Raw genomic sequence first — 15,248 nt, 5'->3', positions numbered from 1 at the left:
ACACTCCATTTCTAATTTCTTTGGTCGGAGAGCAGACAAGGGACAGTGTAATGTCCTCTTTGTGTGCTCAGACATAAAAATGGTATATAAAAAGGAGTTTCGAGGCAAGATGCCTTTCAACTCCAAATATCGTAGCGCCATAAAAAACTGCTTTCAAGACGCCACGGCGTCTTTTTATTTACCCGAGCACTCCGCCAAACGGTGAGGTGCTATTTTTGTGCAAACAAATAGCCGGCAAATGCCGGCCAAGAGATTAATCTTTATTGAACTTTTCTTTTACATCATCAACGGTATCTTTAACGGCATCTTTGGCATCGTCTAATTTTTCTTTTACTTTGCCAAGTACGCCTTCAGCCTTACCTTGTGCTTCACGGGCCTTATCACCAGTAACTTTACCTTCAACTTCTTTGGCTTTACCGGAGATTTTGTCCTTAGTGCTATCAACTTTACCATCTAAGCTCATAGATATTACCTCCTTTTGGTGTACCATCATTGTCCTATATTTGAAGTTATATTGCAAACAACTTATTTTTGGAGGCGAACGGATTGCAATGGACAGATGAACAGATCGGAACGATGCGCAAGCTCGCCTCCGAAGGCTTTACAAGACGCGAGACAGCAGACAAGATGGGACTGAGCTATAACGCTATAAAGGCGAAGTCACACAGGCTCGGAATTGAATTTCAGCCACCCATGACGAACGAGTACGATTCAGATGGCACACAGTCTAGCGAGACGATCCTGAAGGTCGTCAGGGGACAGAAACTCACCCCAGAAGACGTTCTTAGGGCGCATGGATACGACCCAGAACAATGGCGCATTTCAAATGCGACTTCCAACTATTGGAAGCAGACGCCAGAGGCAACCCTGTATCAGAGTAAGATTCGGCTGGCACCGAAGGGCGGACTACAGCCCAAGGAACTGTCGTCGATGCTCAACGAAGATGTCACACCGATCAGAGTAACTAATATCAAAGCGGGATGCCATAACTTGGTGATTCCGCTTTTTGATTTACACTTCGGTATCACGACATTGGAGATGTTAAGTCCCAGACTGAACGATCTGATTGAGATTATTGGGCGAGGCTACAAGCATGTTGTCATTGAGTTAGGTGGCGACTTGCTTCATTCCGACTTCATGGCGACTACCCAGACGGTCAAAGGCACTCAGCTTGACCACGCGGACACCGTAAAGGCGTGGAGCGAGGCCAAACAGTTTATTGGCGCAATCATACAGGCGTGTCTGCAAAACGCCGCACACGTCTCAATACGATCAATTGGGGGAAATCATGATTTTGACATGCAATGGGCATTCGTTGATGGTCTGAGTGATCGCTATCCGCAAGTGAGTGTATACAATACCATTGAGTATCGGCAAGCGTTCAGACTTGATCACGTTGGCATTATGATGGCCCACGGCGATACGGCGCTGCGCAAGTTGCCAATGCTATTTGCAACAGAGCATTCAGACATATGGGCAAATTCTACATGGCGCGAGGTACATTACGGCCATTTCCATCATGAGGTAGTCGACGACGATAGTGGTGTGATTCTTAGACAGATGGGCACACCCAAGCCGTCAGACAACTACGAGAAGAAGAACGGCTACACCATGAGCCACAAGTCGTGGAAGGTGTTTGAATACGATGAGAGCAGATTGCGGGTGACGTACGATGTCTAATCGTATGATCCGAACTGACTACGGCTACGTCAGCGGCACAGAGCGATCAATCATTGAGAAACTATCGAGGGAAGAGAAACGTATGCACGCGATCATTTATACAAAACCAAACTGTGCCAAGTGTCGCATGACATCCAACCTGCTGTCGCGTGCCATGCCAGTCCAAACAATCATGGCTGACGAGCGAGACTATGCACGTTTCCGAAAGCAAGGCTACAAGTCCATGCCAGTCGTCACCGTGTACAAGCCAGATGGCACGCGCGATCAATGGTGCGACATGAGGACAGACAAGATCAACCAATACAAGGAGGCTGACTAGCATGTACTACTTCGTATTACTGCTTACACTTATCTTCGTGCTGGCCAAGCTGTTCGGCTTGATTGCATGGAGTTGGTTACTTGTATTCATGCCGCTGATTGCTTGGATCATCTGGCTTGCATTCTGGATCGGGCTGGTTGTCGTCACCGGATTACATGAGGAGTGATTGATATGGATGGGAACGATTTAGTAAAGATGACGTTGCTTGACATGAAGGGATTAGTAATGAACGATGAGGAAAAACAAGCGCTTATCTGTATGGCAGACCAGTATCTTGTTATCTACAATCATTTAATTGATATCGGGCAGAACGAGCCATTTGCGCATCAAGCTGCAATGAACATTGTTCAAGCGCAATACGCAGCGTACAAGGACTAGCACAATGCCAAGAGTACATCGCTGCCATGCGCTTGGATGCCACAACGTTGTGGAGTGGCCGGCACGCTACTGTGCACAGCACAAGTCATTAGAAGCTACAGCGGACGAAAAGAAACGCGATTATTGGAAGTACAACCACATCACACGCAATCGTTCAGTCAGCAAGCGTGAACAGTACAAGTTTTACAAAACACAACAATGGAAGCACCTTCGTCAACTGGTGCTTGATCGAGATTACTATCTATGCCAATACTGCAAAGCACGTGGAAGGTTGACACAAGGGAACATCGTTGATCATGTGGTGCCAATCGAAGCTGATGCTAACGGCATGAGTGATGCGTCTAACCTTGTCACGTGCTGCAAGGCCTGCCACCAAGCCAAGACAGCTTTTGAGAAAACATACTATGGAACCGGTCAAACCAACGTGCTCAAGGGATCGCCACGTTTGCGTGACGTAAAACGGATAGTTGAACTGATTGACCGTCAGCAGTGAGAATGACAAACGCGAAATTTTTTGGACGCCCCCCCTTACCGGCTCTAGTCGGGGAGCGCACACCAGCTGTCGTCTTGCGGCAAAATCAAATTTTCAAAAATTTTACCTAGGGGGGGTCAGCCCGAAGTTAGGAGGTGGGTGAGATCGTCAAGAAAGCTTATAAAGACCAACACAACGGCGGTTTCCCGACCACACCGCCAACTTACTTAGGCCGAATTGCCAAAGCAATGTGGCGCCGTGTTCTACCCGTTTTAGAACAACAATCAGCTATTGAGCGTATTGATGCTAACTTGGTTGAAAACTATTGCACCGCTTATGAGATTTACCGTGAAGCCTATGAATCTATCAAGAAAGATGGCGTCCAGCAGAAGATTTATAAGAGCGTTCAGAACAGTGCTGGTGACGTTGTTGGAAAAGACTTCATGGGATATAAGCGCAATCCCGCCACAGCCATATATAATGACGCTTCTAAGCAAATGACTGCGATTGGCATTCAACTAGGGCTGTCACCTAAGAGCCGTGCAGATCTTGCAACGATTAAGCCACCTGACAAGAAGCCTGATGTAGTCGCCGAGATGAAGAAGTTCTTAGGAGGCGATGTTAGGTGAACCGAGTTGACTTAACGCAATCCCATGATGTTCTTGGGGCTTATCAGCAGGGAAGTTTTGAAGAAGTTATTAGTACCTTTGGGGACCCGGGGACAGCTTATGCATTAAGCGTTCTTAGCGGTGAACAGCAAGCCGGATATCTAATTAAGCTTGCGGCATTTAGGCACATACAAGATCTAAAGCGTTCGCTAGAAGGTGACCATAGTTTCCCGTTCAATTATGATTTAAACAAGGTTAGCAACATTTTAAACTTCGCCGCTATTTGCCCGGATGTCGATACCGGAGAGCCTACCAAGCTTATGCCTTGGCAGGCTTTTATATTGTCTCAACTTATCGGCTGGCGTAATCAAGATGGTGGCAAACGGTTTAGTCGTGCCATTGTTAGTGTTGCACGTGGTCAAGGCAAGACGTACATGATGTCAATCATTGCGTGTTACTCATATTTAGTTGAATCGCTGGGATTGTCTAACCAAGATTTCTTAGTAGCATCGATTAATTACAAGCAAACCGGGAAAATATATGGGTACATCAAAGGAATGATGAAAAAGATAATTGCTAACGAGCCTTTTAGGTCGCTTGCGGCTGAGGTTGGCTTGGATACCCATAGTATTCAGTCAGACCAGATCCTTATGCGTAACAACAATAACGTGTTGCGTCCAATCAGCCATGAATCGGGCCAATATGATAGCTATCATTTTACGACAGCCATTTTTGACGAAATCGGAGAAGTCGAAAGCCGCGATAAGATATCAAAAATCATATCTGGACAAGTCAAAGTGAAGAATCGCCAGTTCATCCAGATTTCAACAGCTTATCCTAAACCCGGAGTACCGTTTCATGAAGATCAGAAAATGATACAGCAGGCTATGGAACAGGATTACAAACGAGATGCTGATACGTACTTAGGACTTATTTGGGCGCAAGACAGTCTCAATGAGACGTTCAAGCCCGAAACTTGGGTTAAGAGTAATCCACTACTGGATTTGCCTGATCAAAGAGAAGTGTTAATGCAAGGCTTGGTGGATAAACGTGATAGTGACATGCTCTCAAACAATATTGGAGATTTTCAGAACAAGAATCTGAATATGTGGCTTCAAGAATCATCAGATAGTTACTTGAAGCTAGCAGACGTTGAACACGCCATCATTCCTAGCTTTGAAATTGATGGTCGTGATGTTTATATCGGATTTGACTATTCGATGTTCAGCGATAACACTGCGCTTGCTTTTGTTTTTCCTTATGAGGATAGCGATGGAAAACACTGGTACATCGCTCAACATTCGTTTATTCCTTGGCAAAAGGCTGGATCAATTGAAGCCAAGGAAAAGCAAGACGGCATTGCCTATCGAGAGTTGGCAAAAGAAGGCTATTGCACAATCACTAGCCATCCACAAGGCATCATCAATGATGATCAGGTGTATACATGGCTGATTGATTTTGTTGAGAAGCACCGGTTAAACGTCATGTGCTTTGGCTACGATGCAATGGGTGCTACACGCATGGTTAAGCAGTTAGAGCTTAATTCTGGCTGGAATCTTTTGCCGGTCAAGCAACGAACCGGCGAGCTGAAAGACCCGACTAAGTTTTTACAAACGATGTTTATTGAGAAATCAATCACTAGATTAGACGACAAAATCATGGAAAAAGCATTGCTTAATGCTCAAATCTATGAAGATAAGGTCGGGATTCAAGTCGATAAGGCCAAAGCAACGTTGAAAATCGATGTGGTTGATGCCTTAATTGACGCTCTTTATCAAGGCATGTATCACTTTGAAGACTACGGAATAGCGAATGACCGCACCAAAGAAGTTGAACTGATGACGCCCAAGAAGTTCAAAAAAATGATCGAAGACGGCCAGTTTGGGTTTGGAGGTGATCCCGTTGGTTGAACAATTTAGTAAAGCTTTGAAAGTGGCAGGACTGTTTCTCTTTGCAAATATTGAGACGGTTCTTTTTTTATGTGGATTTGGCGTTCTAGTGTATGCCGCATTCTCAGTCAGTCCATTAGTCGGACAAGTAATTTTGGGAATGTTATTGGTAGCAACAGCGCTCGTGATCAGCAAGGCCAAGAAAGGAGGTGACTGATGGTGCTTTTTGGATTTCTAAATAACAAAGCAACTAATCGTGCTGCACCGCAATATCAGAGCGTACTTGAGTCAGCTATCGCTGATAATTTGGGCGGGTTGGCAATTGACCCTACAAGCTATATTCCAGCGCGTAAAGCATTACTAAACTCAGACCTTTATGCAACGATCTATCAATTGTCTGCTGACTTGGCAACTTGCCGTATTGAAGCTGGCCAACCGAGAACTCAGACGGTTCTTGATCATCCGTCAGCAACCACTAATCGGCAAGCATTTTGGCAGTCAATGGCAGCACAACTGCTACTTGATGGGAACGCCTATGCGTATATTTGGCGCAACCAGCTTACCGGTCAGCCCGTTCGTCTTGAATATTTGCGACCGTCTCAGGTATCTGTATTTCTTTTGAGCGATGGCACTGGGCTCACTTACAATATTTCTTTTGATGAGCCAAGCATCTCTGTTATGAACAATGTTCCACAGTCAGACATGATTCATCTTAGACTGCTCGGCATTGGGAATGGTGGAGAAGTTGGCCGCTCGCCGCTGTTAGCTCTGCAAAACGAACTGAACATCAAAAACAGTGCCAATGGGTTGACAATATCGGCACTGTCAAAGGCTATTACTTCTAACGGAACGTTGACCGCAAAGAATGGGTCGGCGTTAAGCCTCAAAGAAAAGCAGGCGTTGTCGACAGGATTCATGACTCAAGCAACTTCAAATAAGGGTCCAGTTGTGCTTGATGAGCTGACAACATATGCTCCGCTGGAACTAAACTCGGACGTCTCTAAGCTGCTCTCATCGACAGACTGGACAAGCAAGCAGATTGCGAAAGTTTATAACATTCCTGACAGCTACTTGAATGGTCAGGGTGACCAGCAGTCATCCTTATCGATGATTGAGGGCATGTATGCTAATAGCCTTAACCGATATGCACAGGCCATTGTTAGTGAGATCAACGAAAAGTTTTCTGCAAACATTGATATTGATATTCAACCAGCCATTGACCAAGACGGAAGCAGATATTTGGCTGCCATTGGCGGTGCAGTAAAAAATGGTGCGATAGACGGTAACCAATCTGACTACCTATTTCGGCGTCGTGGTATATTGCCTGCCGGCACGCCCCAGTTCAATCCGGCTGATTCTAACCTTAAAGGAGGTGATACGAATGGCAGTAACGGTACCAATTAAGGGCGTTATCTCAAGCGAGGATGATGCTGACATTTATCAATTCTTTGGTTATCAGACAGTCACCCCATCTGTTTTGTCTGATGCATTGTCAAAGGCAAACGGGCAGGACGTTGTTTTGGAGATTAATAGCCCAGGCGGTGATGTGTTTGCTGGCAGTGAGATGGCAACAGCCATCAAGAATTACTCAGGTAGCATCATTACCAATATTGTTGGCCTTGCAGCATCTGCAGCATCAGTAGTTGCCTTGGCTGGAGATAAAGTCGAGATGGCACCAACAGCTCAACTGATGATTCACAGAGCATCAACGTCAGCAAACGGCAATGTTGATGCATTAAATTCAGCAGGCCAATCGTTAGACAGTATTGACCAATCATTGGTTGATGTTTATGTAGCAAAAACCGGTATGAGTCCAAGCGATGTGTACAACATGATGGTTAACGAGACATGGATCAATGCCAAAGAGGCTGTTGAAAAAGGATTCGCCGATGACATTATGTTTGATACAGCACCGGCAGTTACAAACAGCGTTTTGCCACTAACAGCTGACATGATTCACCGTGTTAAATCATTAATGGCAAAAGCAAACAGTCAGCAAAATAAGCCAACTGAAAGCCAGCCTAAGGATGATGGGAAGAAAACCATTAATCCTAAGCTGGCTTTGCTGTTGGGCATTAAAAATAAGGAGGCCAAATAATGGCTAATGTAAACGATTTAAACACCGCATGGATTTCAGCGGGACAAAAGGTAACTGATTTGCAAGACAAGTCACAAAAGATGGCGGTTGCCTTGGCATCTGATCCGTCTTCTTATACAGAAGATGACGTTAAGAAAGTAACGGATGATTTGAAGGCTGCTAAAACCGCTCGAGATTTCGCAAAGTCAGCGCTGGATGATGCTAAAGCTGAAGCGGAGGCGGAAAAGCCAACTGACATTACCGGCAAAAAAGTAAACATCATCCATAAGACGTCTAATGCCCAAGACTTTGTCCACAATTTTGTGGATTTGGCTACGGGTAAGAAGCGGATTACGGATTTGGTAACTTCCGGCAATACTGACGGTGATACGTCCAATGCGGGGTTGACGATCCCGCCTGATATTCAGACCAACATCAATCAACTAAAACGGCAATACGCGTCTCTCGAACAATACGTTCAGGTTGAGAATGTTTCTACCCCTACCGGTTCACGTGTGTATGAGCCTTTTGAAACAATCACACCACTGGCAAATCTTGATGATGAGAATGCACTTATTGGTGACAACGATGATCCAAAGTTGAAACAAATCAAATACACCATTCATCGGTATGCCGGTATTTCTACAATGCCGAATACTTTGCTTAATGACAGCGATCAAAATATTCAAGCGTGGATTGAACAATTTGTTTCCCGTAAGGATGTTGTAACGCGCAACGGCGTCATCATTTCAGCAATGAACAACGCTCCTAAGAAGCCAACAATTACTAAGTTTGACGACATCTTGGATATGATCTACACATCTGTTGATCCGGCTATCCAGTCCACATCAGTTTTGATGACCAATGTTAGCGGGTTTGCACAGTTGGCAAAGGTTAAGGACGCCATGGGCCAGTATCTTATTCAGGCCAACGTTGTTCCTGACATGCCTTACAGCATTCGCGGTCATCAGGTGGTTGTCATCTCTGATCGTTGGCTGCCAAGCGCAGGCACCGCTGCTGCACCAGTTTATCCATTATATTATGGCGATCTTTCTCAGGCTGCCACACTGTTTGACCGTCAACAGATGAGCTTGGTTGTTACCAATATCGGTGCTGGAGCGTTTGAGCATGATCAGACTAAGCTACGTGTCATCGACCGCTTTGATGTACAAGCAACTGATGCTGATGCCTTTGTGGCTGGATCGTTCTCCGCAATTGCTGACCAGCAAGCAAACTTCCCAGCAGCTAGCGCAAGCAAATAATCTAAGTGGTCGCCTATGAAATAAACAGTTTGCTGATCAACTGGCAGGCGGCTAATGAAGGAGATGAAGTAATGGCTGATAATGACAGCTTTCAACCTGATATTGTTGCTGACCTAATGGCAGAACTTAATCTTGATGATGCCGAAAAGACAACCATTACAAATTTGGTTGCTGGTGCTACGGGGGTAGTAACAAGTTCTGTGGGAGTTCTTAATGAATCCGATCCGATTGCAAAACTTGCCATTAAGACAATGGTTACACAGCAGTATTACGACCGTGCCTTGGAAAACGGATTGTCCCAAGGAGTTTTAATGATGCTCTTACATTTGCAGGCCAATCAGCCTTCAAATTCGGATAGTGGTGACAACAATGGCAATTAATTTTAAGCCAAGTGACTTTAGCCGAACTGTTGATCTAGGCTCTCCACAATCACACAAGACTGGTGCCGGCATTAATGTCACCAGCTTTGTTCCGGCTTATAGCCTGCATTTCAAGCAGCAGAAACGGACGCTCACACAGCAGTACACGCTTGTGGGAACACGTTTGGATAATTCAATCACCATCATAGTCCGTCATGATGCTAGAAACATTAATCAGAAACAGGCACGCCTTGATGGTGTTGTGTATGACATTTCAGACATTAGCCCGGATGATTCAAACGATGCTCTCCGCTATGATTACCTGACCTTAGTCAAAACGACTAAGGGGGCGTAACCATGGACTTGAACGAAGCACTGGGTCAATGGCAAAAGCAGGTTACCCAAGCGGCTAAGTTGACTAGCAAGCAACAAGAAAAGATAACCAAAGCCGGAGCCGACGTTCTGGCGGATAAGCTACACCAAGCAACGGTTGCAAAGCATCCGAACACAAAGGGGTCAGGCGGTAAGTACGGGCACTTGAGCGACGACATCGCCAGTGCTACCGGTGACGTTGACGGTAGGCATAATGGCAAGTCCATGGCTGGGTTCACCAAGAAAGAGTTCGTTGCCCGGTTCCTTAATGATGGCACAAAGTACATTCGTGGTGACCATTTCGTGGACAATGCACGTGACGATGCTAAAGATGAAGTACTTGCGGCTGAATTCGAGGAATATCAGAAGGTAATCAAGAAGATAGGCGGTGGCGAATAATGAGCGCAGTAGATGATGCGGTTGCTTTGATTAGCGCCGCTTCTTTAGTTGGCATAGATGAAGTTTATGGCAACAACTTACCTCAGGAAGCCATCGACAGCCTAGACAAGACGGTGGTGTTGGTGACTGATGCTGCCAATGATCCTTCTGGGTATGGCAATGGCGATTTTTGGAGGCTCTACCAAGAGGTTGAGGTACAAGTCTGGTACTCGCAGGAATTCGGCGGCGACCCAGAGACATTTGAAGTAGCGCTAATGAAGGCGTTTGTTCACGCGGGTTGGCAAGTAGCGGCAGTACGCCAGCGAACGTTAGATCCTGACACACAACAACTGATGAACACATTTTATTTTTCACGTGAAAAGAATATTGGAGGTAATTAAATGGCATTAGTAGGTTTAAACATGGTGTCGTTTGCGCTGATTGACCCAATCACCCAGCAGATTCTAAAAGGTGAAGACGGGCTTAGCACAGATGGGCTGTATAAGGTTGACACCAAGGATATGGGGAGTAAAACGGCTAACATCACTGGTCTGGTTGGTTCGAGCGCAAAAAAATATGGGAACAACGTAGCCCAAATGGTGACCTATGGGGCAGCGGCTCCGCAGATTGCTTGGGACGGGCTCAACCTAGATTTTGACACTAAACAAAAGATTAAGGGTTTTGTGCCTGATAATAAGGGCGGCTGGACTCCAGCCGATGAACCTGCTCATATTGCGGTTCTGATTGAATCGGGTAGCCTGTCAGGCGGCAGTGTTTACTTCGGGTTTGGGAATTGTACAGCCGTTGAATCAGAAGCCAACATTCAAACCAACGACGACAACAAGCAGATTATTGATGATACACTGACCATCAGCGCGCTCGACACAATTGCTTTCGGTCATAAGCCCTTCAAGATTTACTACAGCAAAGACACGTCATTTGATGAAGCGGCAATGCTGAAGGATGTCATGGGTGGTTACGTAGCGGGTACTGGTACGGGTACGGGTACTGGCAATTAAGCCGTGCTCTCACACGTGATTATGACGCTAGTTAGAACACAAAGATAGATAATCATACGTTTCCATGCAATGAGGACGCGTGAGCCGGCACTAGCGGCAAGCACGTGCAAGCCGTGCTGTCGGCGTTAATCTTTTAAGGAGAATGTGAAATGAAAATTAAAGAAGCTAAGCTAAGCAATCGCGAGCATATCGTCAAGGTGACCAACAGGGTCATGAAGGCCACGTTATCTTTACAGCTAATGATGGCAGAGATTGATGACGTTGAAGACGCGGACCTAACGCCGGTGGAACAGCTTAAGCAACAGCAGAAGCTGATTGATGACGTGATGAATTACATCACGGACACGCTAAAGTTAAACCAAAAAGAACAAGAAAAGCTAGACGAATTAGAGTTTGGTGAGACCGTTGAAATTGCTAAAAACGTTATTTTACGCGTTCAGGGTTTAAGTGATGAAGATATTGCCAAGTTGACCAAAGAGGCATCACAGGCGGACGACAAAAGCGAAGCCGAACAAGCGTAAAACGGTGTTTGAGCTGAAAAACAAGCTGGAAGATTTGAAGCTGTCGGGGCAAGACACGCTGGTGTACTTGCATTGGACGCCTGAGCAGTGGCTTGATACTGACTTCTACGATTTAATGGAGCTTCAAACAGCGAAAAAGCCCAAGGATCGCGAAGTAGACCCCGAACAAATGCTCAGGGGCCTTGGTTTGATGTAACACATGGGATAGTTGGCTTACCTAGCCTCCTATCCCTTTTTTGATAAAAGGAAGTGTGAGCATGCAAAAAGTTCAGGCTGAAATGGGCACAGAGGTTGCCCTGAACACGATCAGAGCCGAAACGTCACTCAAGAGCTTAAATGCTGTTATCAGTTCAACCAAAAATGCGTGGAAGTCTCAGGAAGCCGCGCTAAAGTCTACCGGCGAGTACCTGAAAGCAGCAGAGACGCGCTACAAGGGTTTGGGCGATAGCATCAAGGCGCAAGAAAGCAAGATTGAAAGCCTGCGGGACAAGCAAAAGGGTCTAGACGTCACGACTAAAGATGGCGCGGCGTCCTATCTCAAGTACCAGAAGGACATTGACAGTGCCACCACACAGTTGAAGTCGTTGGAGGCACAACAGACTCGGGCGAAGTCTTCCCTTGAATACCAGAAGTCAGGGCTTGCCGGCTTACAAACTGAGTACAAGCAAATTACTACGGTCTCTAACAGCTATGTTGAGCGGCTGAAGGCTGAAGGTAAGCAGCAAGAAGCCAACAAAGCGCAGATGACGGGTTACAAGGACAGCATTAGTAACCTAAATAAGCAGTTGGAAGCGCAGGAGAAAGAACTTGCACGGGTCGCGAGTGAGTCCGGCAAGGATAGCGCGGCATGGCGTACGCAAAAGGTACGTGTTGATGAAACTGCTACTGCTTTGGCTAAGACAAAGACGTCCATGTCCGAGCTTGACGGCGAGATGAAGAAGGCTAACCCGTCTGTATTCAGCAGGATCAAGACTGCAATCGAAGGCACTAACAAACAAGCCGAAAAGACACCAAGCCTATTTAAGAAGATTGTGGCTGGTGGTCTAGTCACCAACGCGATCAGCAATGGCTTTAGCACGCTCACTAGCAGTATCAAGTCAACAATTTCCAGCGGGTTAGACCTCGCCGAAGCGGGCGAAAAGTCCGCTGCTGCATGGTCAGCAATGGGCAAGTCTGCTAGTGACGTTAAGTCATTAGGCAGTCAGGTTAGCGATCTTAATACTAAGTCTGGTTTAACCATTGCGACTATTGGTGGCATGCAGAAGACAATTGATACAATGACTCATGGCAATACTCAGATGACGGAGAATATCACTGCCGGGGTTACCGCGATCGGCACTGCGTCTAGAATGTCTGGAGACCAAATATCAGCTCTCTCAAAGTCAATGACTAGAGTGGTCGCTAGCGGTTCTCTAACTTCTACTGCTTTGGCACGAATGGAAAAGCAAGCACCCGCACTGGGTGCACAGCTTGCTAAGGCAGCCGGTGTATCACAAGATGCTTTTGCTAAAATGGTTGCTAGTGGCAAGGTTTCAAGCACTGACTTCCTTAATCTTGTCTCTAAAGCAGGCAAAAACTCAGGAGATGTATATAAAGAGTTTGGCAAGACCGCAGAGGGAGCAAAAGCACAGCTGGCGGCCGGCTGGGACCAACTAAAGAAGAAGATGACGACGCCACTTCTGAACGTAAAAAATACTGGCATGGCATCACTATCATCTCTGCTTACTAGCCCAGTCGTACAAAATGCGGCTACTAGCCTTGGTAAGGGTCTGTCGTACATTGCGAACATGGCTAAAAAAGGCCTAGACTACATTTCCGCCCACAAAAAAGACGTAACTGGGATCGCCAGCGACCTGTGGGACATTGCCAAAATTGCCGGTGCTGAAGTCTGGTCAATCGCCAAGACGACGATCAAAGACATTGCAGGCTGGCTAGGTGTTGGCGGCAAGAACGCTAAAACGATGAAGGACCCGCTGGGCACTGTTCATGACATTCTCGATAAGATTGCTAAGAACAAGGACGGCATCAAGGGGACAGTGAAAGTACTGGCCGCACTGTGGGTGACCAAAAAGGTGTTTGAATTTGCCGGTGCAGTTGGCCATGTTTACAGCGGGTTAAAGGCACTTGGCGAGTCAAAGCTTGGTCAGTCCATTGCAAATAATCTAAAGAAGTTATCAGGGTCAAAGTTGGGCACGGCAACCGCGGTAGTCACGATCGCGTATGATGCAATCAGTGATATCAAGGATTTAACTAAGGCATTCGGAAAGAGCGGCACAGTCGGTCAGAAGTTCAAAGCTGTGGGTGAAACCGCAGGTACTGCAATAGGTGGTGGCATTGGTTTCTTCTTCGGCGGACCGTTGGGAGCGGCCGTTGGTGCCTCGATCGGTAAAGTGGTCGGCGGATGGGCAGGCACGGCAACCAAGAAGTTCACGGACGGTTGGAACGCTAAGGCTAAGCCTAAGGACTGGCTAGGCAAGCTGGGCTTTGATGCTCACAAGGGCGCCACCGGCATTGCCAAGTGGTGGAAAGGCATTCAAACACAAAATGACAAGTCGAATGCTCAAATGGAAAAGCAACAAGCCGCGGCCAACAAGAAGTTTAAAAAGTCATGGGATACATTTTGGGGCAACGTTGGGGACAAAACTAGCAGCACATGGTCAGACGTTAAGAAGCACGTCAGTGATGGCTTAAGCAGTATCCAGTCTAAGTCAAAGAGTGGCATGAGCAGTGTTAAGTCACATATTTCTGACGCATGGACAGCCGTTAAGTCCAAAACCAGCAGCACATGGTCCAGTATCAAATCAACCGTTGGTGGTGCCGTTGACTGGGTATCAAGTCACGTTAAGGGTGGCTGGAGCGGTCTAGGCGGAGTCGTTGGTCGCATCTTTGGGTCGATAGGTAACGCTATTGTCCACCCAGTAAGAACGGCCAAGTCATTATTGGCTGGGATAATTAGCGGAATTAAATCTATGTTCAACTTTAGGTTATCTCTGCCACATTTCAAGCTACCACATTTCAGCCTAAGCGGCAGCTTTAACCCGCTGAAGGGCAAGATACCGCACCTTTCTGTAAATTGGTACGCCAATGGCGGTTTGATCAACACGCCAACGCTTCTAGGCATGAATGGTAACCGTATGGCAATCGGTGGTGAGGCGGGACCTGAAATGGTTGTGCCACTTTCTGCCAGCAAGGCTAGTCGCGCATGGCAACTGCTGGGACAGGCGGTACAGCAGATTAACGCCAGTCAATCCTCGGCGCAGACGCAGGTAGCACCAGCGAGTGATAACAGCGACCTTATCGCTGCCATTAACGCTTTAGGTGTGCTGATGACCAAGCTATCGTTCAGATTACAGATTGGTGACGACCAGTTCTACCCGACTGTGGCACCAAAAATTGATAGCTATAACAAGCGTCAGAATGGCATTCACACAGTTTGGGAGAATTTATAGGGGGAGTTTAAATGGCTGGAATAAGTCTTAATTATAACGGCGTTGAGTTAAGCCAATGGTTTGACGTGACCGACGTCCAGAGAAACATTGGCACTAGCCATGTCAATTCGATGACCAAGGTAGGACGAACAGATGGCCAGATCTGGCAATACATGAGTCGTGATACGAAGACGATTGTGGTTACCGGCATCGTTACAAATGCCAACTTGGCTAACTTGAGACGTGACCTCGGGGCTGCACTTGACGTTGACGAACCGAAGCAACTAATCGTTGGTGATGACATTGGTGTGTACTATCTTGCGATTTATGATGGACAGCCAACTATTGCTGAGGATTGGCGGTCAGGCACCATTAGTCTTACATTCATTGTTCCCGACGGCATCGCACACTCGCTGTCTCTCAAAACGGTATCTGGTCAGTCTGGCACTGACATTACTGTGAATAACGTCGGTACGGCACCAACTG

21 protein-coding genes are annotated in these 15,248 nt (G+C 46.6%); 20 read left to right on the top strand and 1 reads right to left on the bottom strand.

All coding sequences use genetic code 11. The annotated features are described in order from the left end of the window. Window positions 1–253 precede the first annotated feature (253 nt). Window positions 254–463, bottom strand: a complete 210-nt coding sequence (locus JUE30_RS10330) for a CsbD family protein (RefSeq protein WP_203624779.1) — start codon at window positions 461–463, stop codon at window positions 254–256. A gap of 83 nt (window positions 464–546) precedes the next feature. On the opposite strand from JUE30_RS10330, the gene JUE30_RS10325 reads away from it, so the two are divergent. From JUE30_RS10325 to JUE30_RS10230, 20 genes are all read left to right on the top strand, one after another. Then, a complete protein-coding gene (locus JUE30_RS10325; RefSeq protein WP_203624778.1) occupies window positions 547–1,680 on the top strand; it encodes a hypothetical protein in 1,134 nt (377 codons plus the stop codon). Next, the gene (locus tag JUE30_RS10320; RefSeq protein ID WP_203624777.1) at window positions 1,673–1,999 is read left to right on the top strand and encodes a ribonucleoside-diphosphate reductase; all 327 of its coding nucleotides are present in this window, start codon (window positions 1,673–1,675) and stop codon (window positions 1,997–1,999) included. Before JUE30_RS10325 ends, JUE30_RS10320 begins: the two co-directional genes overlap by 8 nt. Window position 2,000: 1 nt before the next feature. Beyond that, a complete protein-coding gene (locus tag JUE30_RS10315; protein WP_203624776.1) occupies window positions 2,001–2,165 on the top strand; it encodes a hypothetical protein in 165 nt (54 codons plus the stop codon). 5 nt (window positions 2,166–2,170) lie between these two features. Continuing rightward, window positions 2,171–2,377, top strand: a complete 207-nt coding sequence (locus JUE30_RS10310) for a hypothetical protein (protein WP_203624775.1) — start codon at window positions 2,171–2,173, stop codon at window positions 2,375–2,377. 4 nt (window positions 2,378–2,381) lie between these two features. After that, entirely contained in the window at window positions 2,382–2,870 is a 489-nt protein-coding gene (locus JUE30_RS10305) for an HNH endonuclease (protein ID WP_203624774.1), read from the top strand. Between the two features lie 134 nt (window positions 2,871–3,004). Then, entirely contained in the window at window positions 3,005–3,478 is a 474-nt protein-coding gene (locus JUE30_RS10300) for a phage terminase small subunit P27 family (protein WP_203624773.1), read from the top strand. Further along, window positions 3,475–5,367, top strand: a complete 1,893-nt coding sequence (locus JUE30_RS10295; protein ID WP_203624772.1) for a terminase large subunit — start codon at window positions 3,475–3,477, stop codon at window positions 5,365–5,367. Before JUE30_RS10300 ends, JUE30_RS10295 begins: the two co-directional genes overlap by 4 nt. Then, the gene (locus JUE30_RS10290) at window positions 5,351–5,563 is read left to right on the top strand and encodes a hypothetical protein (RefSeq protein ID WP_239061408.1); all 213 of its coding nucleotides are present in this window, start codon (window positions 5,351–5,353) and stop codon (window positions 5,561–5,563) included. Before JUE30_RS10295 ends, JUE30_RS10290 begins: the two co-directional genes overlap by 17 nt. Next, window positions 5,563–6,750, top strand: a complete 1,188-nt coding sequence (locus JUE30_RS10285; protein ID WP_203624770.1) for a phage portal protein — start codon at window positions 5,563–5,565, stop codon at window positions 6,748–6,750. The genes JUE30_RS10290 and JUE30_RS10285 overlap by 1 nt, the downstream gene beginning before the upstream one ends. Beyond that, window positions 6,728–7,444 (top strand): head maturation protease, ClpP-related, encoded by a 717-nt coding sequence (locus tag JUE30_RS10280; protein WP_203624769.1) that lies wholly within the window; start codon window positions 6,728–6,730, stop codon window positions 7,442–7,444. Before JUE30_RS10285 ends, JUE30_RS10280 begins: the two co-directional genes overlap by 23 nt. Beyond that, the gene (locus tag JUE30_RS10275; RefSeq protein ID WP_203624768.1) at window positions 7,444–8,685 is read left to right on the top strand and encodes a phage major capsid protein; all 1,242 of its coding nucleotides are present in this window, start codon (window positions 7,444–7,446) and stop codon (window positions 8,683–8,685) included. The genes JUE30_RS10280 and JUE30_RS10275 overlap by 1 nt, the downstream gene beginning before the upstream one ends. A 71-nt stretch (window positions 8,686–8,756) precedes the next feature. Further along, complete coding sequence (locus tag JUE30_RS10270) at window positions 8,757–9,065, top strand: hypothetical protein (protein WP_203624767.1); 309 nt, start codon at window positions 8,757–8,759, stop codon at window positions 9,063–9,065. Then, window positions 9,055–9,399 carry a phage head closure protein gene (locus JUE30_RS10265; RefSeq protein ID WP_203624766.1) on the top strand — a complete coding sequence of 115 codons (345 nt, stop codon included), beginning with the start codon at window positions 9,055–9,057 and terminating at the stop codon, window positions 9,397–9,399. The genes JUE30_RS10270 and JUE30_RS10265 overlap by 11 nt, the downstream gene beginning before the upstream one ends. A gap of 2 nt (window positions 9,400–9,401) precedes the next feature. Continuing rightward, window positions 9,402–9,815: an HK97-gp10 family putative phage morphogenesis protein gene (locus JUE30_RS10260; RefSeq protein ID WP_203624765.1), complete on the top strand. Its 414-nt coding sequence runs from the start codon at window positions 9,402–9,404 to the stop codon at window positions 9,813–9,815. Then, window positions 9,815–10,195 carry a DUF806 family protein gene (locus tag JUE30_RS10255; protein ID WP_203624764.1) on the top strand — a complete coding sequence of 127 codons (381 nt, stop codon included), beginning with the start codon at window positions 9,815–9,817 and terminating at the stop codon, window positions 10,193–10,195. Before JUE30_RS10260 ends, JUE30_RS10255 begins: the two co-directional genes overlap by 1 nt. Continuing rightward, on the top strand, window positions 10,196–10,813 hold the full coding sequence (locus JUE30_RS10250) for a phage tail protein (protein ID WP_203624763.1): 618 nt from the start codon (window positions 10,196–10,198) through the stop codon (window positions 10,811–10,813). It abuts the gene before it with no gap. 149 nt (window positions 10,814–10,962) lie between these two features. Continuing rightward, window positions 10,963–11,334 carry a phage tail tube assembly chaperone gene (locus tag JUE30_RS10245; RefSeq protein WP_203624762.1) on the top strand — a complete coding sequence of 124 codons (372 nt, stop codon included), beginning with the start codon at window positions 10,963–10,965 and terminating at the stop codon, window positions 11,332–11,334. Between the two features lie 4 nt (window positions 11,335–11,338). After that, entirely contained in the window at window positions 11,339–11,530 is a 192-nt protein-coding gene (locus JUE30_RS10240; protein WP_239061407.1) for a hypothetical protein, read from the top strand. A gap of 61 nt (window positions 11,531–11,591) precedes the next feature. Continuing rightward, the gene (locus JUE30_RS10235; RefSeq protein WP_203624761.1) at window positions 11,592–14,783 is read left to right on the top strand and encodes a tape measure protein; all 3,192 of its coding nucleotides are present in this window, start codon (window positions 11,592–11,594) and stop codon (window positions 14,781–14,783) included. 11 nt (window positions 14,784–14,794) lie between these two features. Beyond that, on the top strand, window positions 14,795–15,248 hold a 454-nt coding region (locus tag JUE30_RS10230; protein WP_203624760.1), incomplete at its 3' end, for a distal tail protein Dit.

It is taken from the genome of Lacticaseibacillus sp. 866-1 (genome assembly GCF_016861825.1).
Lineage (GTDB): Bacteria > Bacillota > Bacilli > Lactobacillales > Lactobacillaceae > Lacticaseibacillus.
Note: the sequence above shows the minus strand (reverse complement) of the source record. Positions and strands in the feature narration are given on the sequence as shown.

Coding starts and splice junctions, on each gene's coding strand:
- JUE30_RS10280 (WP_203624769.1), top strand. CDS start 6,728: ATGGCAGTAACGGTACCAATTAAGGGCGTTATCTCAAGCGAGGATGAT.
- JUE30_RS10255 (WP_203624764.1), top strand. CDS start 9,815: ATGAGCGCAGTAGATGATGCGGTTGCTTTGATTAGCGCCGCTTCTTTA.
- JUE30_RS10275 (WP_203624768.1), top strand. CDS start 7,444: ATGGCTAATGTAAACGATTTAAACACCGCATGGATTTCAGCGGGACAA.
- JUE30_RS10330 (WP_203624779.1), bottom strand. CDS start 463: ATGAGCTTAGATGGTAAAGTTGATAGCACTAAGGACAAAATCTCCGGT.
- JUE30_RS10285 (WP_203624770.1), top strand. CDS start 5,563: ATGGTGCTTTTTGGATTTCTAAATAACAAAGCAACTAATCGTGCTGCA.
- JUE30_RS10315 (WP_203624776.1), top strand. CDS start 2,001: ATGTACTACTTCGTATTACTGCTTACACTTATCTTCGTGCTGGCCAAG.
- JUE30_RS10320 (WP_203624777.1), top strand. CDS start 1,673: ATGTCTAATCGTATGATCCGAACTGACTACGGCTACGTCAGCGGCACA.
- JUE30_RS10310 (WP_203624775.1), top strand. CDS start 2,171: ATGGATGGGAACGATTTAGTAAAGATGACGTTGCTTGACATGAAGGGA.
- JUE30_RS10235 (WP_203624761.1), top strand. CDS start 11,592: ATGCAAAAAGTTCAGGCTGAAATGGGCACAGAGGTTGCCCTGAACACG.
- JUE30_RS10260 (WP_203624765.1), top strand. CDS start 9,402: ATGGACTTGAACGAAGCACTGGGTCAATGGCAAAAGCAGGTTACCCAA.
- JUE30_RS10245 (WP_203624762.1), top strand. CDS start 10,963: ATGAAAATTAAAGAAGCTAAGCTAAGCAATCGCGAGCATATCGTCAAG.
- JUE30_RS10265 (WP_203624766.1), top strand. CDS start 9,055: ATGGCAATTAATTTTAAGCCAAGTGACTTTAGCCGAACTGTTGATCTA.
- JUE30_RS10250 (WP_203624763.1), top strand. CDS start 10,196: ATGGCATTAGTAGGTTTAAACATGGTGTCGTTTGCGCTGATTGACCCA.
- JUE30_RS10270 (WP_203624767.1), top strand. CDS start 8,757: ATGGCTGATAATGACAGCTTTCAACCTGATATTGTTGCTGACCTAATG.
- JUE30_RS10305 (WP_203624774.1), top strand. CDS start 2,382: ATGCCAAGAGTACATCGCTGCCATGCGCTTGGATGCCACAACGTTGTG.